The following is a 24296-nucleotide window of genomic DNA, read 5'->3' as shown; positions in this document are numbered from 1 at the left end:
GCTAGCGCGGCACCTTGCCGGTCATCGTGGCGGCCCGCAGAAAATCGAAATCCACGCCTTGGTCGGCCTGCGTCACGCTCTGCAGGAACAGCTTGCAGTAGCCGCGCTCGGCCGTCGGTACCACGACCGGAGACGCCTGCGCGCGTCGGGCGAGCTCTTCGGCAGACACCAGCAATGCGATCTCCCGGCGCTCGACGCTCAGCCGGATTCGGTCGCCATTGTGAACATGGGCCAGGGGACCGCCGACCGCCGATTCGGGGGTGACATGGAGCACGATGGTGCCGAAGGCGGTGCCGCTCATGCGGCCGTCGGAGATGCGCACGATGTCCTTGACGCCGGCGCGGGCCAGCTTGCGCGGAATCGGGATGTAGCCGGCTTCGGGCATGCCCGGCGCGCCCTTGGGGCCGATGTTCTTGAGCACGAGCACGTCGTCGGCCGTGACGTCGAGTGCGTCGCTGTCGATGCGCGCGACGAGGTCCTCGATGCCCTCGAAGACGACGGCCCGGCCCTCGTGCTCCATGAGCTGCGGGTCGGCCGCCGACTGCTTGATGATGGCGCCGCCCGGCGCGAGGTTGCCCCGCAGCACGGCGATGCCCCCTTGCGGGTAGACCGGGTTGCCGCGCGAGCGCACCACCTCCTGGGGAAAGCCGGGGCCGGTCCGCTCCATCTCTTCGCCGAGCGTGCGGCCGGTGACGGTCATCGCCTCGAGCCGCAGCAGCGGCTTGAGCTCGCGCAGCAGGGTGGCCATGCCGCCCGCATGGTGGAAGTCCTCCATGTACCACCGGCCCGACGGTTTCAGGTCGAGCAGCACCGGCGTTTCCCGGCCCATGCGGTCGAGCGCCGCGAGGTCGATCTCCAGCCCCATGCGCCCGGCGATCGCCGCGAGATGCACGATGCCGTTGGTCGAACCCCCGATCGCCAGCAGCACGCGCATCGCGTTCTCGAAGGCCGCGGGCGTCAGGATCTTGTCGATCGTCAGGCCGGAGCGCGCCATGCGGACCGCCTCGGCCCCGGTCTGCTCGGCGATGCGAATGCGGTCGGCGGTCACGGCGGGCGGCGATGCGCCGCCGGGCACCGTCATGCCCAACGCCTCGGCGATGCACGCCATGGTGCTGGCCGTGCCCATCACCGAGCAGGTGCCCACGCTCGCGACCAGCTGGTCGTTCGCGTCGGCGATCTCCTGCGCATCGATCTCGGCTGCGCGGTACTTGCCCCAATAGCGCCGGCAGTCGGTGCAGGCGCCCACGCGTTCGCCGCGGTGGCTGCCGGTGAGCATCGAACCGGTGACGAGCTGGATCGATGGAATGCCGGCCGAAGCCGCTCCCATCAGCTGGGCCGGCACGGTCTTGTCGCAGCCACCGATGAGGACCACGGCGTCCATGGGCTGGGCGCGCACCATCTCCTCGGTGTCCATCGACATGAGGTTGCGCAGGTACATGCTGGTCGGTGCGGCAAAGCTCTCATGGATCGAGATCGTCGGAAAGTCCATCGGCAGGCCGCCGGCCAGCATCACGCCGCGCTTGACGGCCTCGATGAGCTGCGGCGCGTTGCCGTGGCACGGGTTGTAGGAACTCCCGGTGTTGGCGATGCCGATCACGGGCCGGTCGAGCGCCGCGTCGGTAAAGCCTGCGCCCTTGATGAAGGCCTTGCGCAGGAAGAGCGAGAAACCCTGGTCGCCGTAGCTGGTGAGGCCCTTTCGCATGCCGGCGCCGTCGGCGGCGGGATCGGGCTCGAAAGGAGATTTCTCGTCGGTCATGCGCGCGTTTCCTTGGTTTCGTGCTTCGGGACGGCGGGCGTCATTCGTCCGCCTTGATGTGGGCCGTGGTGATCAGTTTCTCCCAGCGGGCGATCTCCAGCGCAATGCGCTGGGCCGTCTGCGCCGGCGTCATGGGCTCTGCCGCATAGACGCCCTGCTTCAGCAGCATGTCCTGGACCTCGGGCGCCCGCACCAGCCGGCGCAGGGCTTCGTTCAGCCGGCCCACGATGGCCTCCGGCGTGCCGGCAGGCGCGAGCACGCCGAAGGTCGATGCGATGTCGAGCGCCGGCATGCCGGCCTCGGCCGCGGACGGTACTTGTGGCAGCATCGAGATGCGCTGTGGCATGGTCACGGCGAGCGCGCGCAGCTTGCCCGAGACGATGAACGGCAGCGCCGCGGGAACCGTCTCGACCATCATGTTCACCTGCCCGCCGACCAGGTCCGTCATGGCGGGACCGCTGCCCTTGTAGGCGATGTGCGTCATCCGGATGTTCGCCTCGCTGCGGATGATCTCGGCGGCCAGGCGCTGCGGGGCGCCGGCGCCCGACGATGCGTAGTTCAGCTTTTCGGGGTGGACCTTTCCGTAGGCGACCAGTTCCCCGAGATTCTTCACGGGAAGCCCGGGGTTCACGACCACCACCAGCGGCACCGAGCCCACCAGCATGACGGGCGCGAAGTCCTGGGTAAGGCTGTAGCGGAGCTTTCCCTTCTCGAGCGTGGCCATGGTGGCATGCGAGGTGAGCGCGCCCATCAGCAGGGTGTAGCCGTCCGGCACCGCCCGGGCCGCGACTTCGGCGCCGATGTTGCCGCCGGCACCGCCCCGGTTGTCGACGACCACCTGCTGTCCCAGCTCGTCGCCCAGCTTGAGCGCGACGATCCGGCCGATCACGTCGGTCGCGCCGCCGGGCGGGTAGGGCACGATCAGCCGGATCGCCTTGTCGGGGTACGCCGCCAGCGCGAGCGTGGTGCCCAACGACAGGAGGGCCGACACGCCGGCCTGGCAGAGGCGGCGGCGCAGGGGCGGATGCGCAGGGAACATGGGCGGTCTCCAGGGAGGGGCGAGGGCGGGGCGGCCGGACGCGCGTTTCGAATGCGCTAGTGTTGCCACGCCCTTCGGTGCGTTGAAGCGCCGCGCGCACCGACAGACCATAAAAACTTTTGGGTCCGCGCGCCCTCCAACGGAAAAAGGGGCGCTCCTTGTGGGAGCGCCCCTTCGTCTGTCAGTTGAGCCTGGAGCCTTTCGGGAGCCGGCTCGCCAGCCATTCGTGCACGTCGGCTCGCACGTTCCGTCCCTCCAGAAGGAAATCCTCCCATCGGCTCGGAACATACGGAAGGTAGACCAGCTTCATGCCGGCTTCTTCCGGGGTCCGGTCCGCTTTGTCGGCGTTGCACGCGCGGCACGCGGCCACCAGGTTCATCCAGTCCCAGGGACCGCCGCGGCTTTCGGGCAGGATGTGCTCGCAGGTGAGATCCTGCTCGCGAAACCGCTGGGCGCAGTAGGCGCAGATGAAGCGATCGCGCACAAAGAGCTTGCGCCGGCCGAAGGCCGGGGTGTGATCGAACAGGTTGACTTTCGCGCAGCCCTTGAGCGCGATGATGGGCGAAATCACAAGCCGCGAATCCACGCCGCGCGCCACGTTGAAGCCGCCGCGCATGGTGGCCAGCGGGCCTTCTCCGTCTTCCCAGACGACGGCGCCCGTGGCGTAGTGCGATGCCGCCTGCTCGAGCGAAATCCATGCCTGAGGCGTGCCCTGGACATCGAGCTGAAGTACTTGGGGTTTCATGATGACGGCCTCCTTTCATGGCCGAGCGCTGAAGTCCTTGAAGCGAGTGGGGTGCACGAACGGGATCGAACCGTCGTCAGCTGGACCACAACCAGCGGCTCTGCCATTGAGCTACGCGCACCGTTGAACTGGTAGCCGCAGATGGGAACGATCCATCGACCCCCGCCTTATCAAGACGGTGCTCTGCCACTGAGCTATGCGGCTGGAAGATGTTGGCTCCTCGACCTGGGCTCGAACCAGGGACATCCGCATTAACAGTGCGGTGCTTCTACCAACTGAGCTACCGAGGAAAAGAATGAATACCGCGCGGATATCGGCAGTCGCGGCGAAATGTTCGAGTCGCGCAGGGCGCCGCATCGGCGAAAAGATGGCGCCCCGCGGGCCACTCGAAGGCCCACCTGCCGCTTAGAAGGCGGCCGCTCTGTCCAGTTGAGCTAGCAGGGCAGGTCTCGCACTCCAGGTGTATGGTCCCGCGCACACGATTCGAACGTGCAACCCCCGGCTTCGTAGGCCAGTGCTCTGATCCAGTTGAGCTAACGCGGGAAGGAAAAGGTTGTGGCGATCCGTAAGGGAGTTGAACCCTTGGCTTCCTCCTGGACAGGGAGGCACTCTGGCCGCTGAGTTAACGGATCACTGATGGTGGTGGAGAAGAACGGCTTCGAACCGTTGACCGTCTGCTTGCCTTGGACCTCTCGGCCAATGCTCCAATGCTGTCCGGTTACGAGTTCCGGCGACGCCCAATTCTTGCGTCCGGTTTCCACGAGAGAACGATCTGCATCGCCCTGTCTCGCTCTTGTGTGGTCGGGGCGGCAGAAATCGAATCTGCGACCTGATGCTCCCAAAGCAACCGCGCTGCCAACTGCGCTACGCCCCGTATTGGGTATGTTCCTGGCAGGCCGTGCACGATTCGAATGAATCGCCCCGGCTTTCGTGGAGGCCGGTTGGTTTAAGTCATACCGCCGCCGTGGCGGCCTGACTGGCGAGTTGCCGATAGTAGTTTGCCTCAGCCTCTGCAGGCGGGATGTAGCCGATCGGTTCGAGCAGACGATGGTGGTTGAACCAGGACACCCATTCGAGCGTCGCGAACTCCACCGCCTCCTTGGTCTTCCACGGTGCTCGGCGATGGATCAACTCGGCCTTGTAGAGGCCGTTGATCGTCTCGGCCAAGGCGTTGTCATAGGAGTCGCCCTTGCTGCCTACTGACGGCTCGATGCCAGCCTCGCCCAGTCGTTCGGTGTACCGGATGCTGACGTATTGCGAGCCGCGATCCGAGTGGCAGATCAAGCTGCCGTCACGCTCGGGTTGACGGTCGTACAGCGCCTGCTCCAACGCATCGAGCACGAAGTCCGTGCGCATCGAGCTGCTGACCCGCCAGCCCACAATGCGCCGGGCGAACACGTCGATCACGAAGGCCACGTAGAGCCAGCCCTGCCAGGTCGACACGTACGTGAAGTCCGAGACCCACAGCTGGTTCGGACGCTGCGCGCGGAACTGCCGGTTGACCCGGTCCAGCGGGCATGGCGCCCTGGCATCGCTGATCGTGGTCTTCACCACCTTGCCGCGCATCACGCCGCGCAGCCCCAGGCGCCGCATCAGCCGCTCGACCGTGCAGCGCGCCACCGCAGTGCCCTCGCGTGCCAGTTGCCTCCAGACCTTGTCGGCCCCATAGACCTGCATGTTGGCCTGCCAGACGCGTTGTATCGCCGGAATGAGGACATCGTCGCGGCGTGCTCGGGCGCAGCGCTTGTGCGGCTCGCGCAGCAGTGCTGCGTGTCGCCGGTAGCCCGACGGGGCAACCTGCAAGACCTTGCAGATCGGCTCGACCCCGAAGGTGGCGCGATGCTTGTCGATGAAATCCCTCAGGACTTCAGCCGGCGGTCGAGCTCCGCCTGGGCGAAAAACGCGCTCGCCAGCTTCAGGATCTCGTTGGCCCTGCGCAGCTCCTTGACCTCGCGCTCGAGTTCCTTCAACCGCTGCGCCTCGCTGGTCGTGACGCCTTCGCGCACGCCGTTGTCGACCTCGTCACGCTTGACCCATTCGTTCAGCGTCTGCGGCACGCAGCCGATCTTCGGTGCAATCGATTCGATCGCGGCCCACAACGACGGGTACTCCCCACGGTGCTCTTGCACCATCCTCACCGCGCGTTCACGCACCTCGGGTGAGAACTTGTTCGACTTCTTCATGGCTCAATCCTCTCAGAGTGTTGAGCCTCCACGAAATCCGGGGCGATTCACGAACGTGCGATTGCCTGAGTCAAAGAATGATGGAGTCGTATGCGGGATTCGAACCCGCGTCTACAAGGATGAAAACCTTGTGTCCTGAGCCACTAGACGAATACGACGTGAATCTGCGAATGGAGCCCGCAGTCCGGATCGAACGGACGACCTCTCGCTTACAAGGCGAGCGCTGCTACCAGCTGAGCTATGCGGGCAAGCTGTGCAGCTTGCTTGCTTGCTATGACGTGGCGGGCATCGCAGGCCTCGAACCTGCAACCTCCGGTTTTGGAGACCGGCGTTCTGCCAATTGAACTAGACACCCAATATTGGTCCCCCAAGCAAGCCTCGAACTTGCATGACTTTCGTCGCCGGATTCTGAATCCGGTGCGTCTACCTATTCCGCCATCGGGGGGTGTTTTCCATTTCGGTTGTGTCTTCGCGCGATTCGAGCGCTTGCGCGCCCACGTCGACATCGCTGCACATGGCTGGGTCCAGACCGTGCACATCCCTCCAGGCCGCCGACGCGGTTGGCCTCTGGAGGTGCTGCAAAGGCACACCCGAAATGGAATGGAGCAGCACGGAGGGCTTCGATCCCTCGGCCTCAACGTTGGCGACGTTGCGCTCTACCTGGCTGAGCTACGGCTGCATTTTTTTGCGAATCGTTGGCTCCACCAGTGAGGAGCGCGACCCGCGGCAAATTTTTAAGGATCACCCACCGGCGCCACTCGGCGGGTGAGTTCACGGCAGCGCGATCACTGCCGTGGCGTCCGGCACCAGGTGCCATTCGCGGTTGTGTGCGAATCGAGATCCGCCAGGTGAAAAACAAAAAGGCCCGGAATCCATTTCGGAATCCGGGCCTCTGGTGAGAGAGCTTGGAAGGTGCGCGCTTACGCGCTACCTCCACCCGGGTGCGGCTGATCCTCGTACTGCTGTCCAAGCCACAAGCTGGCCGGGATCGCGGGGAGGGAGTTCAGCTGCAAATGCATCTTGGATGTCGTCAGTCTGCGAGCACCGCAAAACGAGACGCGCACGAACGCCCGGCCCGATGCGGGTCGAATATTCAGTGAGCTCAGGTTTGCTTTCACGGGGGTTCCAGTCGGTGGCGAGTTCTCGATGAATCGAAGTTGGTTGCGGAAGAAACGGGACGAAGCAATTTCGTCGATGGATGTAATGTAAACTCGGTTTACTGCGCCGCGCAACCTTTTTTTTGGGCGTTGTGTTTTTTTCTCGCTACACGTCGGCTCCCGTCCATCGCGGCGCCGACATTCAGCTCTGTCGCTTCAAGCATGTCCCTTCCTGCCATTCGCCGCAACAATGTCCTGATCCTTTTCGGAGACTTCGTGGCGGAGCATGCCGCCAACGGCGCAGAGCCGTTGGGCCTCGCGGCCAAGTTCGCAGAGAAGCTGCAGATCTCGGCAAGCATGTGGAGCCAGATCAAGAAGGATCGCGTCATCTCGGACAAGCTGGCCCGGCAGATCGAAAGTCGTTGCGGAAGGGAGCCACTCTGGCTCGACGCGCCTCGAAGCGCTGAGCCGCTGCCGGACCCTGGGGAGGAGCGCTTTATCGAGCTGGCTCGCCAAGCCTATAGAGCTCAGAACGCGCGCGGCAAGCGCGCTCTGAGAACCATCTTGCTGGAGCACGGGGCGCCGCAGAAGTAACGCGTCCCTCCGATCACGACGCCGCCTCGACCCGTTGGTTTGGGCGCAACTCCTACAGCGGCAGCCCCGATTGGCCCACAGAGCGCCACTGCGCCGCAGCGAGCATTGATCTTTGGCATCTTTGCCCGAACGACGAAAGGAGTAGGCATGCCCAAGCGAGCACAAGATCCTGGCGATGAGGCGGGGCGTCTCGACCCGATCGGCCCTCACGGCCCCAATCCGCCGTCGCGCGGCCGCGTGAGCGGTGGTGACGCCGGCGCGGAAGCGGAAGTCAATTTTGACGACGACGAGATCTACTCTGGCACCGGCAACAACGCCCGGCGTGGCGGGACTTCAAAAAGCACGGGCGCCGACAGTGGCGAACTCGGCCCGCCATCGGAGCAGTTGTCGGACAGCAATCAACCGCGCGAGAAGACCCCGAGCGCGACCCGCCGGGGCTGAAGCCGAGGCGGAATCCAACAGCGGCTGCTCAGGGAGGACATTCGACCGTCACATAGTCCGCGGGCGTGTTGATCTCTATCAGCTCGAGGTTGTCGGACTGGCGAATGACGTTGTGCGCCACGCCGGCGGGCTGGCTGAGGCAGGAGCCGGCAACGACGGTCACCGGTTCGGGCATGCCGTCAAATCGGAATTCGACCCAGCCTTTCAGCACGTACACGAAGTGCGCCGTCATGTCGTGCCAATGCCAACCAGTCTCCTTGCCGAACGGCTGGACAGCGCGGATGTGCTTGGCGCTGATGCGGCCCCCCGAGGCCTCGGCCATTCCGAGATCCCGATACTCGACATTCGAGCGAGGACCATCCCGATGAAAGCGGGTGTCCTCGAGGGGCGTGAGAACAAACTTGGATTTCGCCTGGTCAAGCGGCAGTGGACCCTGGTATCGCGCAGTCTTGCTCATTGGATTTCCTTTCAGCTGATTGGCCAGCGAGTGCTGTCAAGATGCACGGCGCTGGCGCAGGTGGCGATGGATGGGCGGTTGGTCGGATCACGCAACAATCGGCGCAAGCGTCTGGAGCGCGCCGCCTTGCCGAGCCGAAGCGTAGGCCGCGTCCATGACCTGCATCATTGCCTCGGCGTCGCGCAATGACGCGATCGGCTTCGCACCCGTGCGACATTCGGCAAGGACCCGCTTGACGAACAAGGGGTAGTAGGCGTCGGTGTCCAGTTCGAGACGCAGACTCCGGGTGCCGGCGGCGAGATTGGTTCGGTCTCGGATCTCGATCCGGTCGGGGCCCGATTTCGCGTACATGCGATCGGATGCAAGGGTGAACGAGAACTCGCGCTGCTCGTCAGGGGTACTGGGGAAGCTGTAGCCGGTCTCCACGAGACCGATCACGCCATCTTCGGTTTGCATCGTCAGCAACGAATAGTCTTCAACCTCACGCCGGTGCGTCCTGGCGTTCATGGTCGCCGAGACGCGTGTGACTTCCTTGCCGGTCAGCAATCTGAAGAGGTCGATGAAGTGCGTCGCGACATTGATCGTGGAACCGCCGCCGGAAAACGCGGGGTCGAGCGCCCAGCCTGCGCCTGCAGCTTCGTAGCGGCCGGGCGGACCGACGATGAACCGGAAGGACATGTAGTTGAAGTCCGACGGGACACGGCCCTCGGCACCGTTGACTGCGTTGAGCAGGTCGCTCATGCGAAAGATGAGCGGGACCGCGCAATAAAGATCGGCTTCCTCGGTCAGTTTCCGCAGCCGGCTCACCTGCGACATGTTGACGCCGCAGGGCTTCTCCAGCGCAAATGGAATTCGCCGCGCAATCACCGCTTCGGCGAGCGTCGGCATTTCGGAATGCCGACCGAACACAAACGCGAAATCGACTTCCTCGCGCTCTAGCAGTTCATAGGCCGACGAATACAGCGTACAGCCGAATCGCGCGGCAATCGACTCTCCCTTGACGTGCTCCGCATCCGAGACGGCGACCACCTCGATCCCGGGCGCCTCGAGCGCATCAAGATAGAGCGGGACATGCCAATGGCTGGCTTCCAGCAATGCAACTTTCATGCGTATTCTCCCCTCGTGCAGCCAGCCGCACCGAATGCTGCGGCAACCCTGGAAACCCTATTCATGACATCTTCCTTTCATTCAGATGGCCACAACTGCGTGGTTTCGGACCCGTCCGGTAGTGACTTCCCGTCAGGTCGCTAGTCGAATCCAAGAAAGCGCAGGGCATGCAGAGCCTGCCCTTCATGCATCGGGCGTCCGCCTTGCGTACGGCAACCGCGCGCGTGGGCGGCGCGGCAAAGCGGCGTCGGCTCGGGCGCATTGATGATGTCTACGACGACGCTGCCGAGCGCGAGCCGTTCGGGGTCCACGGGCATGGCGTCTGTCGCGTTCATGCCCAGCGGCGTGGCATTGATGACGATCTCGAATCCGTGTGGATCGGGTGGGCCGGAATGTGTGGTGCAACCGGTCGCGGCGGCGACGGATCTGGCGAGGTCGTCCGCACGATGCCCGTCGACATCGGAGATGGTCAATGTCCGGGCGCCTGCGGCTGCGACCGCGAACGCGATCGCTCTTCCGGCACCGCCGGCGCCGACCAGAAGAACGGACTTGTTCGCCGGGTGGTTGCCCTCCCACTGCATGCCAAGCACGCAACCGAGGCCATCGAATATGGCACCGACCCAGCGCCCATCCTTGTCGCAACGGATGACGTTGAGTGCGCCGACCTGGCGAGCCGTCGGATGCAGTTCGTCGACAAAGGCCAGCATCCGTTGCTTGTGAGGCATCGTGACCAGCACGCCGGAGAGATTGGCCAACGCCCGTGCGCCGGTGACGAATGCGGGCAGGTCATCACCCTTGACCACGAACGGGATGCACACTGCGTCTGCGCGCTTGTCGACAAAGAGCCGGTTCAATAATTCGGGCGACTTGGCTGTCGTCAGCGGATCGCCCACCAGCCCGTAGAGCCGGGTCGATCCTGTGACATGCGGCATCATGCTTTGGCCAGGGCTTCGGTATAGCGGGTGCGCACCTCGAGCGCCACGGCTGCAGGCGCCAAGTCCTTCAGGATCATGCGCTGGAAGGCTTCGCCGCAGATCTGGTTGAATGTCGACTGGATGACGGAGTAGTTCACCATGCGGCCGCGTTTTTCCACCAGCGCCTTCCAGCCCAGTTGGTCCTCGGCTTCCGGCGTCTTGAAGTAGGGGTCCTTGTAGGCACTGGCGCGCGCCACCACTTCGCCGCCCCGCGCGGCGATCGCCTGGGCGGCCGGGCTGGCCATGAACTTGACGAACTCCCATGCACCGCCCTGGCGCGGCGAATGGCGGTTGATGCACATCTGGAAACCGTACACCGCGTGCTTGTCGTCAGGCTCCACCGAAGGGGCCGGTGCCCAAGCCAGGTCGTCGGCCACGGCGGCCTTCAGGCCACGGTAGCGGTACAGCCCGAAGGTGGCGGAGGCCACCGTGCCCGCCCGCATCCCATCCTGGAGTTCGTTGTACGCGAACTGCAGGCTCACGGGTGTCGCCGCTTTCTTCTGGAACAGGTCCTTGACGATGGTGGCGGCCAGCAGCAGCCGCTTCTCGCTGAAGCCGATCTCGCGGCCGTTGGGCGCGAAGAACGGGTCGCTGTTGCCAGCAACGATGGAGCTCACGATGAACTCCATGAACGCCTGCGCGCCGCCGATCCCGCCACTCAGGCCGATAGGGACGCCGTAGGCCATCTGGTTCTGCCTGGTCAGCAGCGGGCCGAGCGCGCTCACTTCCCCGTACGTGCGCGGCGGTGTCGCAATCTTCGCCTCGTCGAACTTGCTCTTGCGGTAGACGAAGATCGGAATGCGATAGTCCTGCTGCAGGCCCCAGATCTTGCCGTTGACGCGCGTCTGGTCCATGCCGATCAGCCAGTCCGTGGTGTCTACCTTGTCGCGCGCGATCAGCTCGTCGATGGCCAGCACGGAGCCTGTGGACACGAACTCGGGCATCTGGAAGTTGTTCACGCGGATGACGTCGGGGCTGTCCGACTTGGCGCGCGCCGCGCGCACGCCGTTTTGCCCGGCGGGGTCCACCACCACGCGCACCTTCACGCGCGGCTGACTGGCCTCGAAGGCCGCGATCATCTGCGTCTGCGCCGCCGCACGCGGGTCTTTGGCGTTGGCCGGGTCGAGAAAGGTGTCGTAGGCGATGGTCTCGGTGGTCTGCGCGAAGGCCCGGCCCGCGGGTGCGCCCAGCACGGCGGCCATGCCACCCAGGAAGATGCGCCGGCTCGTACGGGGCGCGGGTTTGTCTTCGTTCATGCCTGCTGGTTTCTGCTCGTTCATGTGGGTCTCCTGGTTTGAGTGCGCATGTTGGAAGTGCGCGCGGGGTGGACTAGCCTTTGACGGCGCCGGCGGTCAGGCCGCTGATGAACCATCGCTGCGCCAGCACGAAGATGGCGACGATGGGAAGGGAGGACACCACGGCGTAGGCCATGACGTAGGACCAGGTGATGCCGATGCTGTCGAACACCTGGTTGACCAGGGCCACCTGCAGCGTGCGGTGCGCGACCTCGGGCGCGAACGCGGCCACGGTGATGTAGTCGTTCCAGGTCGTGACCATGCCGATGACCGCGCTTGCGGCGATACCGGGCCGCACCAGCGGCAGGATGACCTTGGTGAAGGTTTGCCAGTGATTGGCGCCGTCCACCTGGGTGGCCTCGTCCAGTTCGCGCGGCACGGCGTCCACGAAGTTCTGCATGAACCACACCGTCTGCGGCACCAGGCGCGCGGCCTGCACCACGATGATGACCGCGGCGTTGTTCAACAGGCCCAGCGCGTCCAGCAGGAAGTAGGTCGGCACCAGCAGCGCAACGCCGGGGATCATGGACGTGGACAGGATCAGCAGCATCACGGTGCGCTTGCCGCGGAATTCGAAGCGTGAAGCCGCGTAGCCGGCGGGCGCGGACAGCACTACCGCCAGCGCGACCGCGCCGACCGCGTACAGCACCGAGTTGAACAGGTCGGAGCCGAAGGTCTCGTTGCGGAACACCGCCTTGTACGCCGAGAGGCTGGGCTCGGTAGGGAAGAAGGTGGGCGGGTAGGCCATGACGCTGGCCTCGCTCTTGAGGGAGGTGAGCACCGCCCAGGACAGCGGGATCAGCACGACCAGTACCAAGGCCGTCAGCACGGCCCAGGACAGCATTTTTTCGGAACGGCGGATATGCATGATGTTCAGCCCGAGACGCGGCCGGTGAGCCGCGTGTAAAGGTAGCCAAGGAAGAGATTGACAGCGAGCACCACGACGGAGATGACCGACGAAGGCGACAGGTCCACCGAGCGGAAAGCGCTGGAGAACACTTCGAAGCTCCAGGTGGCGGTCGAGCCCAGCGGCCCGCCGCCGGTGAGCACCAGGATCAGCGTGATGAGCGTGAGATAGAGGATGCCCAGCGCCAGCGCGGTACTGCCCAGCGTGGGCGCGATGTGCGGCCACACGGCATGGCGCAGGCGCGCGCGCAGGCCGCCCCCGTCGATGTCGATCGCCTCGTACAGCTCCGCCGGGATGCTTTGCAGCGAGGCGCTCATCATCACCATCACGTAGGGGAAGGACCACCACGCGGTGACCAGGATGACGAGCACGAGCGCCAGCGAAGGGTCGCCCAGCATCAGGCCGGGCTCCATGCCCAGGGACCGCATCAGATAGCTCATGGGCCCGTACGAGGGATTGAGCAGCCACAGCCAGAAGCAGCCCACCACACCCATGGAGAGCGTCCAGGGCAGCAACAGCAGGGTGCGCACATATGCAGCGCCGCGCGCAATGTTCTGCAGCGCAAGGGCGCTGGCCAGACCCAGAGGCAGCACCACGGCCAGCGCGCCGAACACGTACAGCAGGGAGTTCAGGCTGAGTTCGAGGAAGGCGGGAGAGGTGATCACCGAGACATAGTTCGCCAGGCCCACGCCTTCCACCACTTCATAGAGACGCGTGCGGTGGACGCTCAGCCACAGCACCACGCCTGTGGGGTAGAGCGTGACGGCGAGCAGCACGGCGACGGCTGGCGCAAACCAGGCGAAAAGCGCCCAGAAGCCCGACGGCCGAGGGTCGGCCTGCATCACTGTCACTGTAGCCGGGTGAGGAATGGCATTCATAAAAGGCGACCTCATCTAGAACATCGTTCCACTGTATTTGCTTATTTGGCGCCTGTAACGAGGAAAACCCTTGGTTCGAGGCCCGAATAGCGTGATAAATTGGAACCACGTTCTAGCTTTAGGAGATTTTCCGTGGCCACTGGCGACATGATCGAGCGCGTTCTGGACATCCTCACGCTGCTGGCCGATCACCCCCAAGGCTTGCCGATCAGCGATATCTCGCGGCGGCTGGATCTGCCCAAGAGCGCCGTGCACCGGTTGCTCTCCGTCCTGGTAGGGCGCGGGCTGGCAGTGCAGGACGAGTACAGCCAGCGCTACCGCATGACCGTGAAGCTGGCCGCCATCGGCTTTCGCTTCCTCGCGGCCTCGGGCATCACGGAGATTTGCCAGCCCTCCCTGGACCGGCTCGCCGCGCGTACCGGCGAACTGGTGCGCCTGGCGTTGGTGGAAGACGATGCGCTGATCTGGATCGCCAAGGCCCAAGGTGCGCTGTCCGGCCTGCGTTACGACCCCGACATGGGCCAGCCCGTGGTGCTGCACGCCACGTCGACCGGCAAGGCCTGGCTCGCAACGCTGGACGACGCACAGGCGGTGGCACTGGTGAAGGCGCGCGGCTTCGTCGTGCCTTCCCGGTTCGGCAGGCCCATCGTGCGCGACGAGGCGAGCCTGCTGGCCGAACTTGCGCTGACGCGCGAACGCGGCTACGGCACGTCCATCGAGGAAGGGGAGCCTGGCACGTGCGCGGTGGGCTGCGCCATCGTGGATCCGCAAAGCCGCCGCGCGATCGGCACCGTCAGCGTGGCCGGTCCCGTGGCGCGACTTCCGCCGGAGCGCATCGCCGCCATCGCGCCCGACGTGCAAGCCACCGCGGCGGAGATCGCCGACCTGTGGCCCAGCCGCAAGGTGATGGAAGCCATGATGGGGATGACGCCGCTGAAAGTCTCCAATGGCTGAAGGCCTTCCCCGTCGGAAGCTCGCCGGAGCCGAGGTGCCATGCGCGCGCCCCGCTCCAGGCGTCGTTCTCGTTCACAGGAGTCCATCGCGCGCGGCCGGCCGAGCGGCTGCGCTGTGTTTCCGAAGGGTCGGCCAAGTCGCGCTCAACCTGCGCGCGGCCGTGCCCACCACATTCAAGGAGCAAAACCATGCTGGCAGGTGAAGGTGCAGTGGCTATCTGGAACGACATCGCCGAGGTCGGGCGCGCAGAGTTTTACGCTTGGCATCTGCACGAGCACATGCCCGAACGCGTCGGCATTCCCGGCTTCGTGCGGGGCCGTCGCTATCGCGCTGCCGATGCAGCGACGCAGCCGGAGTTCTTCACCCTGTATGAAACCGCGAGCTTTCAGGTCATCCAGGGCAGCGACTATCTGTCGCGCTTGAACGAGCCTACGGAGTGGACGCGTGCGACCACCGCCCATTTCCAGACGACCACGCGATCACTCACGCGCGTGGTGGCCAGCCACGGTGTGGGCTCGGGTGGCGCGATGCTGACCGTGCGCTTCGACATCGCGGACGGCACGGTGCGCGAGGCGGTGCCGCGTCTCAGCTCGGCGCTGGAAGCCGCTGCGCGGCTGCCGCGCATCAGCGGTGCGCACCTGCTGGGCTCGGACATCGGCACGTCGGGCCAGCGCACCGCCGAAAGCAAGGACCGCAAGGACCTGCAGGCCCCGGCCCGCTGGGTGCTGTTGCTGGAGGCCTGTGATCCCGGCGCCTTTGACGCGGCCCTTGCGCTGTTGCAACAGGCCGCCGAACTGCGTGACGCTGCCGTGGGCCGCTATCTGCATGAATACACGCGGTTGAAAACCGCATGGCAAGCGGGATGAGCGATCACGAGCTCCTTCGACCCGGAGTGCGCTCGGCGGCACGCGGCCGGCTGTGCGCGACACCGGTTTCACTTTTTGAATGAGGAGACACCAAGATGGCAACAGTTGAGATCCAGGACGTAGCCAAGTCCTTTGGCAGCACGCAGATCATCCGCGGCGTGAGCATCGACATCCTCGACGGCGAATTCGTCGTGCTGGTCGGCCCGTCGGGCTGCGGCAAGTCCACGCTGTTGCGCATGGTCGCGGGCCTGGAAGGCATTGATGGCGGCGAGATCCGCATCGGCGGGCGCCGCGTGAACGGCCTGCTGCCGAAGGATCGCGACATTGCCATGGTGTTCCAGAACTATGCGCTGTACCCGCATCTCACGGTGGCGGACAACCTCGCGTTCTCGCTGAAGCTGCGCCATGCGCCGCAGAAGGAGATCGAAGAGCGCGTGGCCCGGGCCGCCAAGATCCTGGGGCTGGAGCCACTGCTCGCACGGCTGCCCAAGCAGCTCTCCGGCGGGCAGCGCCAGCGCGTCGCGATGGGCCGAGCCATCGTGCGCGACCCGCAGGTCTTCCTGTTCGACGAGCCGCTGTCCAACCTGGACGCCAAGCTGCGTGTGGCCATGCGTGCAGAGATTCGCGAGCTTCACCAGCGCCTGAAGGCCACCACCGTCTATGTCACGCACGACCAGATCGAGGCCATGACGATGGCAGACAAGATCGTGGCCATGCACGATGGCATCGTGGAACAGGTAGGCACGCCGCTCGACTTGTTCGACCGGCCGCGGAACGTCTTCGTCGCGGCCTTCATCGGCTCGCCGTCGATGAACCTGCTGCCGGTCAAGGCGAACGGGGAGGGGGTTGTGGACAACGCGGGCAATCACTGGACCGTGCCCGGCGTGCCGGCCGCAAGCGGACAGGCCCTCACGCTGGGCGTGCGGCCTGAGCACCTGCGGCTGGACGCCAAGGGCGTGGAGGCGCGCGTGCTGGTGGTGGAGTCCACCGGCTCGGAGACGCACCTCATCGTCGATGCGGGCGGTACCAAGCTCACCTGCGTGCTGCGCGAACGTGTGGGTGTGCGCCCCGGCGACCAGGTGCGCCTGGGTGCGGACAGCGCGTATGTTCATCTTTTCCGCGCCGATTCCGGCGAACGGCTCGAGCCGTTGCACTGATCCAGACAGGCAATTTCAGTCGACACAAGGAAACAGGCAAATGAACGGGATCGAGACCGAGGGCCTCAAAAGCACGACCGGCGCCTCTTCGACTGGCGACGAGATCAACGAGATCTTTTTCAGCCAAGGCGTGCTGCGCCGCTCCGACAACGCGGCAGCGCCCGTGGGGCCGGCCGCATGACCCGCATGGAGCCGAGCGCCATCGAGGCCGCCGCACGCTACCTGCACGCACTTCAGACGTCGGGTCGCTCCGGTGCAAGGTTGAAAGCCGGCTTGCGCCCGGCCACTCCGGAAGACGGATGGCGCATCCAGCGGCGAATCAGCGAACTGCGCGGCAGCCCCGCCATCGGCTGGAAATGCGGATTGCCTCCGGGCGATCGGTGGGTCGCCGCCGCGCTGCATGATGCAAGGCCATCGGGTGGTGTGGCTGCCGCGCGTGCCGGACCGACAGGCGCAGCACGCATCGAACCCGAACTGGCATTCGAGTTCAAACAAAGCCTGCCGCCGCGGGCCACCCCCTACACCCGCGCCGATGTCAACGCCGCCATCGGCAGCGTGCGGCTGGCGGTCGAGGTGCTCGGTTGTCGCTATGACGATGCGGCAGACGCCAGCGGCCCTGAACTGATGGCCGACAGCCTGTGGCACCAAAGCGTGGTGTTGGGGCCAACCGTCAACGTGGACTTTGCGCAGGAGCCATTTCCTGGTCCCTTCGAGATTGCACTCTCGGTACAGGGCCAGGACGACATCGCATTGGCAGCCAGCCACCCCAGTGGCGACCCGCGCTTGCCTCTTTATTGGCTTGCCGAGTTTCTGCGCAGCCAGGGCACGGGTCTGGAGGCGGGGCAGGCCGTCATCACCGGCTCGTTTGCGGGGGCGATTGACCTGCCGTTCAAGCGTCCGGCCGTGCTTCGCTATGGCAACTTCGGCGAGCTTGCGCTGACGCTCGAGCAGCTTTGACGACGCGGCCTCGAACCTCGATACATACTTCAAAAGCCAAAAGGATTTCCCATGCGTCTCGTTCGATACGGCCCCCCTGGCTCTGAAAAACCCGGCCTCGTTGATGCACAGGGCACCTTGCGCGACTTGTCTTCCGTCGTGAGCGACATTCACGGGCCAACACTTTCACCCGAGAGCCTTGCAAGGCTGCGCGCCCTCGATACCTCCAGCTTGCCCGCCGTGCCCGCCGATACACGGCTCGGCCCCTGCGTGGGCCAGGTTCCGAATGTGGTTTGCATCGGCCTCAACTATTCCGACCATGCGGCCGAGACCAACACGCCGATTCCCACGCAGCCGATCGTCTTCAACAAGCACACCAGCGCGCTGGCTGGTCCCAACGACCCGGTCGTCGTCGCGCCCGGCTCGGGCAAGCTTGATTGGGAGGTCGAACTCGCTATCGTGATCGGTCGTCCGGCCTGGCATGTCAGCGAAGCAGAAGCGTTGCAATATGTGGCCGGCTACTGCCTTTGCAACGATGTGTCAGAGCGTGCCTGGCAGATCGAAATGGAAGGCCAGTGGACCAAAGGCAAAAGCTACCTTGGCTATGCGCCGATAGGCCCCTGGTTGCTGACGGCTGACGAAGTGCCGGACCCGCAGAACATCGACCTCTGGCTCGACGTGAACGGAACCCGCCGGCAGACCGGCAACACCCGCACGCAGATTTTCGGCGTTGCAACCATCGTCTCTTATCTCAGCCGCTTTATGGCGCTTCGGCCCGGCGACGTGATTCCAACCGGTACACCGCCGGGTGTCGGCCTCGGCCAGAAACCGCCTGTGTTCCTGAAGGAGGGTGATGTGATGACCTTGGGCAGTGACCTGCTCGGCACGCAGCGCCAGCAAACCATTGCCTACAGCGACGCCATGGGCGCCGCCTGGCGCGCTGGTCAATTGCCTGCGCTTTAAGGCGACAGCAAAAGGCGACAGCAAAAGGCGAGTTCTACGGGCGCATGTCGATGTCCATGTCGATGAACTGCCCGAGGCCGAGTGTCGAGCAAGTTGCGCCTCGGGCCGGGGAGGGGGATTTCGCGTCGAGCGGCATCAGGCTGCGGCCTTCGGAACGCCCTCGAGTCGCATCGCGTCGTTCAACACCTTGGCGGGCACGTCCGGCCGCTCGAGAACAATGAAGTGACCGGCGCCAGGCACCTGAACAAACTCGGCCGCGGGCAGGAGTTGCTTGTTGGCTTGTCGGTCGGAAGGTCGTGACCAATCCTTCTCTCCGTAGATGAGATGAACCGGTGCGCTAACCTCGGGGTAGCGGGCGCGTGCCGCGATGAGGCTGGGCAGGTTGCCGTACACCGCGCGGGCGACGACCGGATAGCCGGGGCGGCGTCCGACCTTCAACAGTTCATCGAGGTAGTCCTCTCGCAGGGCGGCCGTGTCGCCGAGGCCCCCACGGAGCACGGCGCGCACGATCGGCTTTGGTTGGACGCCCGCGATGGTCTGGCCGATACCCGGCGCCAGCGCGCCGGTCACGACGAACCGGGCCAGCAGGCTGGACCGCGAAATGCCGCCCGCGTAGTCATAGGCATTGATCGCCACGACACGCCGCACTCTCTCGGACAGATCGGCCGCGGTGGCGAGGGCGAGCGTCGCGCCCATCGACTCGCCGAGCAGCGTGACGTCGCGCAGGTCGAGTCGAGTGATGAGGCTCTTGACCGCCTCGCGCATGGCCGGCTCCTCATAGGACGCGCCCGGCACGATCTGCGAGTAGCCCATGCCTGGGAGATCGAGCGCATACACCGTGTACCGCTCCCGGACCAGCGGGATGAGGTGACGGAAGTGCTCGGCCTGGGTGCGCACGGTGTGCAGCAGCACCAATGGTGGCCCCATTCCGCCCGAGAGATAGCGCAATCGCCCCGGGCTTCCCCCGTTTGATCCGGGCAGATCCAGAAAGTGTTCCCCGGTTCCGGGAATCCTGATGGCGGAGGAAAGTGGATCGTTGCTGGTCAGCGGCACGGTGGGCACGGTGGGATTTCCTTGATTCAGGGGAGCGGGGCGCGGTTCGAATGCGATACGGCCACTCAGCGCAAGGGCTGATAGCGCGATGCCGCTTCGTTGCTGGAGAGGTGGGGCGCCATCGCCTTGCGCGCGCCTTCGTAGGCGTCCCAGAGGGCCACGTCGTGCAGCGAAGGAAGCGTCACCGGCTCGCCGCGCTCGAAACCCTGCAAGGCGGCATCCACCAGGTCTTCGGCCCGCATCACGATCTGCGCCGGCAGGTGCTCCACGGGAAGGCCGCCGCGTGCCCAGAATTCGGTGGCCGTCGCACCCGGCAGCACGGCTTGCACCCGCACGCCCTTGCCGGCCAGCTCGTGCTGCAGCGATTGACTGAAAGCCAGCACGAAAGCCTTGCTGCCGCCATACACGCCATTCAAGGTTTCCGGCGAAACGGCCACGATGGAGGCGATGTTGATCAACGCACCTCTGCCGCGTGCCACGAAGCCTGGCACCGCCGCGTACGTCAGGCGGGTGAGCGCCGTCACGTTGAGGTCGATCATGCGCACCATCTGATCCACGTCGCTCTCCAGCAGCGAGGTGTGTGTGCCGATGCCGGCGTTGTTGACCAGCAGGGTGATGCTCGCATCGTGCTTGAGCTTGTTTTCCACGCTGCGCAGCGCCATGGGATTGTTCAGGTCGGCCGGAAAGACCTCCACCGCGCGGCCGTGGCGGCTAGTGATGTCGTCGGCCAACGGATTCAAACGCTCGCGGTTGCGGGCGACCAGGATCAGGTCGTAGCCGCGGCTCGCCAGGCGGTCGGCGTAGAGGGCGCCGATGCCGGAGGAGGCTCCGGTGATGAGGGCGGTGCCCAGGTTCGTCTGCGTCATGGTGGTGCTCCGTTGAAGGGGGTTGCGATTGAGCGTATGTTGTGCCTTCTGGCGTTTGGCGTAAATGACGCTTATAGTCATGTTTTAGGTCATCGACTCCGAAAACACACATGCACAGAATCGGCTACGTCCTGCCGGCCGGCTTCCAGGTGATGGCGCTGGCCACTCAGGCGGTCTTCGAGTTCGCCAACGTCGTGGCGGGCGAGCCCTTCTACGAGGTGACTTGCCACTCGATGCCCGGCGGCAGCGTGAAGGCTTCGCTGGGCATGGCCCTGCAGACGAGGCCCTTCACCGCACGCAGCACGGCCGACACCTGGATGGTGGTGGGCGTGCTCGACCCGTCGGCCACCCCCTCGTCACCCGAGCTGCTGCATGCGTTGCGAAAGTGCAGCGCTCGTGCGCGTCGGACCGTGGGGCTGTGTACCGGAGCTTTCGTTTTGGCCGACGCCGGTTTGCTGGCAGGGCGACGCGCCACGACGCACTGGGCTTATGCGGACGTACTGCAACGGCGGCATCCCGACGTCCAGGTCGAGCCGGACCGCATCTTCATCGCCGATGACCCCATCTGGACCTCGGCCGGCATGACGGCGGAACTGGACCTGGCGCTCGGCCTCGTCGAAAAGGACCTCGGTGACGACGTCGCGCGATCGGTGGCACACAGGCTGGTCATGCATCAGCGCCGGTCGGGCGGCCAGTCGCAGCATTCGGAGATCCTGAACCTCACGCCGCGCTCGGACCGCATTGCGCGGGCGCTGGAGCATGCTCGCGGCCACCTGGCGCAGTCGCTGGGCGTGGAAGAACTCGCTGCGGCCGCGAACCTCAGCCCGCGCCAGTTCAGCCGTGTCTTTACCGCTGAGACCGGGCAGTCGCCGGCCAAGGCGGTAGAGCGTCTGCGCGTGGAGGCGGCCCGCTTGATGATCGAGCGAAGCAGCCACCCGCTGGAGGTGGTTGCACGCGAAACGGGCTTCCGCGACCGGCGCCATCTTCGCGAGGCGTTCATGCGGGGTTTCAACAAGCCGCCTCAGTCACTCAGGCGCGACGCCCGCCTGGGGTCCTGAAGCGTCGTGTCGAGAGGAGGGTGACAGTAGTCTTGCTATGCGTCGATCGTCGACATCGGCACGGAGCGAGGAGGGCGCCCAGCGCCTGCACCCCCTCAACACCTTCGCCTTGTCTCGCTACCGTCCTACAGCGACCCAGCCGGTAGGGGCCGCACTATCTACTCAGCAGTAATGAAGCCAAACCAAAGTAGGCTTCTTCTTGAACCCCACTCGCCGCCTGCTCCGGCGACATCTATTGGCACCCGCACGACATGACTCTTGATGGCGATACCAGCGCCATCGGGTATGTCGCAGCCTATTGAAAGCCTCGCCTCGCCGATTGGCGAGACCGTTTTCTACCCATCAACTTGCTCCGGGCCCACATCGCCGCCCGTAGAGCCAGGAGTCCGCCTTGACATCGACCACTTCCCTTTTTCGACGCACCGTCTCGACAGCTCATCTGCGCAGCCCAGTTGCGGCAGTGATGATGCTGTTGCCCGCCACTTTCGTGATGACCGCATTGCCCGCCAGCGCGCTCGCGCAGCCCGCTGCCGTTGAAATCCGATCACTCGACGTGAGAACCGATGGCGACCTCGGGCCGGGTTCACGCCTGAGCTTCAGGGCGGTCGCGACCCCGCGCGGAAAGGTCGCGGTGCGCATCCGGGGCATCAGGGAAAGAATCGCGCTGCGCGAAGTCTCGCCCGGCGTCTATGTCGGCCGCTACACCATCAAGCGCGGCGACGTGGTGCAGGACGATCGCGACGTTCGCGTCCTGCTCAGTCAGGGCAATCGCACGGCTGCAGCCGACTACGCCCTGGCTGAACTCATGGCCGGGCCGCGCGTCGCCAATGTTCCACCGCCAGCAGCGGTTCCGCCATCGGGGCCGTTGCGCATCGAGCGCTTCGGCGTAACGCCGATCGAACGCATCGAACCGGGCGCGGAATTGCGCTTCGCGCTCGACGGCCCGCCCGGTGGCTCGGTGACGATCGATTTGCCGGGGGTCTCCAATGATGTGGTGCTGCGAGAGATTCGTCCCGGGCACTATGAAGGCGGCTACACGCTGCGGCGAGCAGACAACTTGAATTCGTCCCTGCCCATCGTGGCGACGCTTCGGGTCGGTGACCGAGTGGTCACCGCCAACTTGGCCGTGTCGCAGGTTCAGCCGCAGGTGGTCGACAATCGGCCGCCCCAAGTCGTGAACATCAGTCCGCGCGAGGGCGACGCCGTCCCGAGCGGCCCCCCCGTCCAGATTTCCGCGAACTTCGAGGATCGCGGCGGCAGTGGAGTGGACCCCGCCAGCGTGCGGGTCCTGATCTCCGGCCGCAACGTCACGCCCGAGGCCCAGGTTACGCCGAATTCGTTCAACTACCGAGCCAACCTCCCGCCGGGCCGCTACACCGTAGACGTCACTGCGCGCGACCGGGCAGGCAACCCGGTGCGGCGGGACTGGAGTTTTGACGTGGGGGCGGTAGCGCCCGTGAACGTTCCGCTGCAGATCCTGAACCACGGCAACAACGGCGCGGTGGAAGGCGGGACCACCGTCGTGCAGGGCCGAACGGCCTCGTTCGCAACGGTGGAAGTCAAGGTCGATGCCAGCACACAGGCGCCAGGCGGCTTCAGCGTTTCGCAGCACGTCTACTCGCAAACGCTGCAGGCCGACGCGAACGGAAACTTCTCGTTCAGCTTCTCGCCGAGGTTCCCGATTCCCGGCACACGCTATGAGGTGTCTCTTGTATCCACCAAGGCCGGGGTGGCGAGCGACTCCCGACTGACCCTTTACCAGCGCTAGGCAAAGGAACATACGAGCGCGCAGCGCGCAACATGGGGCGAGGCGGCCGACCGGCGCTACCAGTGTTCAGGAACAGATGACAGGCCGGGATGCAGAATCGCAGCGGACCGGCTGAGGCGCCGAGCAAGTGGCCGGCTGGCCTCAAAACCCTGAAGCGCAGGGCCATCGACTTGATCGGCCTTGAGCCATCGGCACAAGTCATTTAACATAATGCACATTGTATTATTTCCAGGGTCTGCATTCCACCCGTCCCAAACGAACGGGCTCGCCGTTTAGGCAAGGCCCGTTCCTGAGTTCATCGCTCCGCGAACACCTCGATCTCCACCCGGCGGTTCGGCGCAAGGCAGTCGATCAGTGCTGCACGGCTGGTCTGCGTGCATTGAACCTTCGGCTCCGATTCACCCTTGCCTTGTACCTGCACGGTCTGCGCCGATATTCCGGACTGCACAAGGTAGTCGCGCACGGTATTGGCGCGCGCCAGCGACAGCGCCTGGTTGTAGGTGGCGGTGCCAAGCCGGTCGGTATGGCCCGTGACCCTGATCGCGTTCACCGACTTCGTGCTGCTCTTGATGTCGCTGGCCAGAGCGTCGAGCTTGCGCCGGCCTTCGGGCAGCAAGTCGGCCAGCGAACGGCCGTCGAAGCGAAACAGGCCATCGGCGCCCAGTGTCGTCCGTGCAGGAACAACCGCCGGCTGAACGGCTGCCACGGGCTTCGCCCCCACGGGCGGCGGCTTGAGCAGATCCGCGCAGCCCGGTCCCTTCCAGTACATGCCGTTGGTCAGCACGTCCGCATTGAAGCGGACCATGTATTGGCAGGTGATGTACTCCGGGCCGGTGCCGGTGCGAAAGTGGAAGATGTAGTTCCACTCGCGCACGCCGCCGAGGCCTTCACGAAAGTGCGGATGGCCCAGCAGGTTGCGCACCTGGTCCTTGCCCAGGCCGGTGCGCATGGCGCGCAATGCCTCCAGGCTCGGGAAAGCGCCCTGCTCCCATTTGGCCGAATTCAGCGCGGGAAAGTCTTCGTCCTTTGGCGGTGCGGGGTTCTCCGATGCGGCCCTGGCGTGCATCTCCGGCGTGATGGTGTGGCTCGGGCTGGCGCAGCCGCCGGCCACCAGTGCCGCGAGGCAAAGCGCGGCGAGCGGCACGGCGCGACCCGTGAAAGAGGTCTTGGCTTGAAAGAGCTTGTTCATGATGTTGGAGTTC

The 24296-nt window shown here is 65.2% G+C and carries 23 protein-coding genes, 12 tRNA genes and 1 other annotated feature; of the genes, 10 read left to right on the top strand and 25 right to left on the bottom strand.

All coding sequences use genetic code 11. The features are described 5' to 3' along the window. Position 1: 1 nt before the first annotated feature. The 16 genes from QFZ42_RS11195 to QFZ42_RS11120 all read right to left on the bottom strand — a co-directional run bounded on the left by QFZ42_RS11195 (position 2) and on the right by QFZ42_RS11120 (position 6402). Positions 2–1756, bottom strand: a complete 1755-nt coding sequence (locus tag QFZ42_RS11195; RefSeq protein ID WP_307701018.1) for an IlvD/Edd family dehydratase — start codon at positions 1754–1756, stop codon at positions 2–4. Between the two features lie 40 nt (positions 1757–1796). Continuing rightward, a complete protein-coding gene (locus tag QFZ42_RS11190; protein ID WP_307701017.1) occupies positions 1797–2795 on the bottom strand; it encodes a Bug family tripartite tricarboxylate transporter substrate binding protein in 999 nt (332 codons plus the stop codon). A gap of 181 nt (positions 2796–2976) precedes the next feature. Further along, complete coding sequence (locus QFZ42_RS11185; RefSeq protein ID WP_307701016.1) at positions 2977–3540, bottom strand: HNH endonuclease; 564 nt, start codon at positions 3538–3540, stop codon at positions 2977–2979. Between the two features lie 47 nt (positions 3541–3587). Then, a tRNA-His gene (locus QFZ42_RS11180) sits at positions 3588–3661 on the bottom strand. Positions 3662–3669: 8 nt separating this feature from the next. Then, positions 3670–3744 (bottom strand) — tRNA-Ile (locus QFZ42_RS11175). Positions 3745–3753: 9 nt separating this feature from the next. Beyond that, a tRNA-Asn gene (locus QFZ42_RS11170) sits at positions 3754–3830 on the bottom strand. Positions 3831–3908: 78 nt separating this feature from the next. Continuing rightward, a tRNA-Arg gene (locus tag QFZ42_RS11165) sits at positions 3909–3984 on the bottom strand. 21 nt (positions 3985–4005) lie between these two features. Continuing rightward, positions 4006–4083 (bottom strand) — tRNA-Arg (locus QFZ42_RS11160). Between the two features lie 13 nt (positions 4084–4096). Beyond that, a tRNA-Asp gene (locus QFZ42_RS11155) sits at positions 4097–4172 on the bottom strand. A 166-nt stretch (positions 4173–4338) separates the two neighbouring features. Beyond that, a tRNA-Pro gene (locus QFZ42_RS11150) sits at positions 4339–4414 on the bottom strand. Between the two features lie 77 nt (positions 4415–4491). Beyond that, a protein-coding gene (locus QFZ42_RS11145; RefSeq protein WP_307701015.1) for an IS3 family transposase occupies positions 4492–5723 on the bottom strand; the annotation gives its coding sequence in 2 pieces (ribosomal slippage) (positions 4492–5435 and positions 5435–5723; 1233 coding nt in all). Beyond that, positions 5329–5445, bottom strand: a sequence feature (AL1L pseudoknot). Its footprint overlaps the gene before it by 117 nt. Before the next feature lie 81 nt (positions 5724–5804). Further along, positions 5805–5881: transfer RNA gene (locus QFZ42_RS11140), tRNA-Glu, on the bottom strand. Between the two features lie 13 nt (positions 5882–5894). After that, positions 5895–5971, bottom strand: a tRNA-Thr gene (locus QFZ42_RS11135). A gap of 31 nt (positions 5972–6002) precedes the next feature. After that, positions 6003–6078: transfer RNA gene (locus QFZ42_RS11130), tRNA-Trp, on the bottom strand. A 5-nt stretch (positions 6079–6083) separates the two neighbouring features. Continuing rightward, a tRNA-Leu gene (locus QFZ42_RS11125) sits at positions 6084–6168 on the bottom strand. 156 nt (positions 6169–6324) lie between these two features. Further along, a tRNA-Gly gene (locus QFZ42_RS11120) sits at positions 6325–6402 on the bottom strand. A gap of 640 nt (positions 6403–7042) precedes the next feature. Here QFZ42_RS11120 and QFZ42_RS11115 point away from each other — a divergent pair. Both QFZ42_RS11115 and QFZ42_RS11110 read left to right on the top strand, forming a co-directional pair. Beyond that, positions 7043–7414 carry a hypothetical protein gene (locus QFZ42_RS11115; RefSeq protein ID WP_307701014.1) on the top strand — a complete coding sequence of 124 codons (372 nt, stop codon included), beginning with the start codon at positions 7043–7045 and terminating at the stop codon, positions 7412–7414. A 147-nt stretch (positions 7415–7561) separates the two neighbouring features. After that, positions 7562–7855 (top strand): hypothetical protein, encoded by a 294-nt coding sequence (locus QFZ42_RS11110; protein ID WP_307701013.1) that lies wholly within the window; start codon positions 7562–7564, stop codon positions 7853–7855. Between the two features lie 28 nt (positions 7856–7883). On the opposite strand, the gene QFZ42_RS11105 is transcribed toward QFZ42_RS11110, so the two are convergent. The 6 genes from QFZ42_RS11105 to QFZ42_RS11080 all read right to left on the bottom strand — a co-directional run bounded on the left by QFZ42_RS11105 (position 7884) and on the right by QFZ42_RS11080 (position 13437). Continuing rightward, the gene (locus QFZ42_RS11105) at positions 7884–8312 is read right to left on the bottom strand and encodes a cupin domain-containing protein (RefSeq protein ID WP_307701012.1); all 429 of its coding nucleotides are present in this window, start codon (positions 8310–8312) and stop codon (positions 7884–7886) included. A gap of 87 nt (positions 8313–8399) precedes the next feature. Next, entirely contained in the window at positions 8400–9419 is a 1020-nt protein-coding gene (locus QFZ42_RS11100) for a Gfo/Idh/MocA family protein (protein ID WP_307701011.1), read from the bottom strand. Between the two features lie 140 nt (positions 9420–9559). Next, positions 9560–10354, bottom strand: a complete 795-nt coding sequence (locus QFZ42_RS11095) for a shikimate dehydrogenase family protein (protein ID WP_307701010.1) — start codon at positions 10352–10354, stop codon at positions 9560–9562. Continuing rightward, complete coding sequence (locus tag QFZ42_RS11090; protein WP_307701009.1) at positions 10351–11673, bottom strand: extracellular solute-binding protein; 1323 nt, start codon at positions 11671–11673, stop codon at positions 10351–10353. The genes QFZ42_RS11095 and QFZ42_RS11090 overlap by 4 nt, the downstream gene beginning before the upstream one ends. A gap of 49 nt (positions 11674–11722) precedes the next feature. Further along, positions 11723–12532 carry a carbohydrate ABC transporter permease gene (locus QFZ42_RS11085; protein WP_307701008.1) on the bottom strand — a complete coding sequence of 270 codons (810 nt, stop codon included), beginning with the start codon at positions 12530–12532 and terminating at the stop codon, positions 11723–11725. Positions 12533–12561: 29 nt separating this feature from the next. Then, on the bottom strand, positions 12562–13437 hold the full coding sequence (locus tag QFZ42_RS11080; protein ID WP_307701007.1) for a carbohydrate ABC transporter permease: 876 nt from the start codon (positions 13435–13437) through the stop codon (positions 12562–12564). Between the two features lie 168 nt (positions 13438–13605). Between QFZ42_RS11080 and QFZ42_RS11075 the strand changes: the two genes are divergently transcribed. The 6 genes from QFZ42_RS11075 to QFZ42_RS11050 all read left to right on the top strand — a co-directional run bounded on the left by QFZ42_RS11075 (position 13606) and on the right by QFZ42_RS11050 (position 18349). After that, entirely contained in the window at positions 13606–14427 is an 822-nt protein-coding gene (locus QFZ42_RS11075; protein ID WP_307701006.1) for an IclR family transcriptional regulator, read from the top strand. Positions 14428–14615: 188 nt separating this feature from the next. After that, positions 14616–15293 (top strand): hypothetical protein, encoded by a 678-nt coding sequence (locus QFZ42_RS11070; protein WP_307701005.1) that lies wholly within the window; start codon positions 14616–14618, stop codon positions 15291–15293. 95 nt (positions 15294–15388) lie between these two features. Then, positions 15389–16450, top strand: a complete 1062-nt coding sequence (locus QFZ42_RS11065; RefSeq protein ID WP_307701004.1) for an ABC transporter ATP-binding protein — start codon at positions 15389–15391, stop codon at positions 16448–16450. A 40-nt stretch (positions 16451–16490) separates the two neighbouring features. After that, entirely contained in the window at positions 16491–16631 is a 141-nt protein-coding gene (locus QFZ42_RS11060) for a hypothetical protein (RefSeq protein WP_307701003.1), read from the top strand. A 5-nt stretch (positions 16632–16636) separates the two neighbouring features. Next, the gene (locus QFZ42_RS11055) at positions 16637–17407 is read left to right on the top strand and encodes a hydratase (protein ID WP_307701002.1); all 771 of its coding nucleotides are present in this window, start codon (positions 16637–16639) and stop codon (positions 17405–17407) included. A 51-nt stretch (positions 17408–17458) separates the two neighbouring features. Then, positions 17459–18349, top strand: coding sequence for a fumarylacetoacetate hydrolase family protein (locus tag QFZ42_RS11050; RefSeq protein ID WP_307701001.1), 891 nt, complete (start codon positions 17459–17461; stop codon positions 18347–18349). Positions 18350–18484: 135 nt separating this feature from the next. On the opposite strand, the gene QFZ42_RS11045 is transcribed toward QFZ42_RS11050, so the two are convergent. Next, on the bottom strand, positions 18485–19411 hold the full coding sequence (locus QFZ42_RS11045; protein ID WP_307701000.1) for an alpha/beta fold hydrolase: 927 nt from the start codon (positions 19409–19411) through the stop codon (positions 18485–18487). A 56-nt stretch (positions 19412–19467) separates the two neighbouring features. Continuing rightward, positions 19468–20268: an SDR family NAD(P)-dependent oxidoreductase gene (locus QFZ42_RS11040; RefSeq protein WP_307700999.1), complete on the bottom strand. Its 801-nt coding sequence runs from the start codon at positions 20266–20268 to the stop codon at positions 19468–19470. A gap of 110 nt (positions 20269–20378) precedes the next feature. Here QFZ42_RS11040 and QFZ42_RS11035 point away from each other — a divergent pair, with 110 nt between their 5' ends. Beyond that, a complete protein-coding gene (locus tag QFZ42_RS11035) occupies positions 20379–21326 on the top strand; it encodes a GlxA family transcriptional regulator (RefSeq protein ID WP_307700998.1) in 948 nt (315 codons plus the stop codon). Between the two features lie 391 nt (positions 21327–21717). Next, on the top strand, positions 21718–23094 hold the full coding sequence (locus QFZ42_RS11030) for an Ig-like domain-containing protein (protein WP_307700997.1): 1377 nt from the start codon (positions 21718–21720) through the stop codon (positions 23092–23094). Between the two features lie 295 nt (positions 23095–23389). On the opposite strand, the gene QFZ42_RS11025 is transcribed toward QFZ42_RS11030, so the two are convergent. Next, positions 23390–24283 carry an OmpA family protein gene (locus QFZ42_RS11025; RefSeq protein ID WP_307700996.1) on the bottom strand — a complete coding sequence of 298 codons (894 nt, stop codon included), beginning with the start codon at positions 24281–24283 and terminating at the stop codon, positions 23390–23392. Between the last annotated feature and the right edge of the window lie 13 nt (positions 24284–24296).

It is taken from the genome of Variovorax paradoxus, assembly GCF_030815855.1.
In the GTDB taxonomy this organism is placed as follows: Bacteria; Pseudomonadota; Gammaproteobacteria; order Burkholderiales; family Burkholderiaceae_C; genus Variovorax; species Variovorax paradoxus_M.
This window is presented reverse-complemented; position numbering and strand designations above follow the sequence as displayed.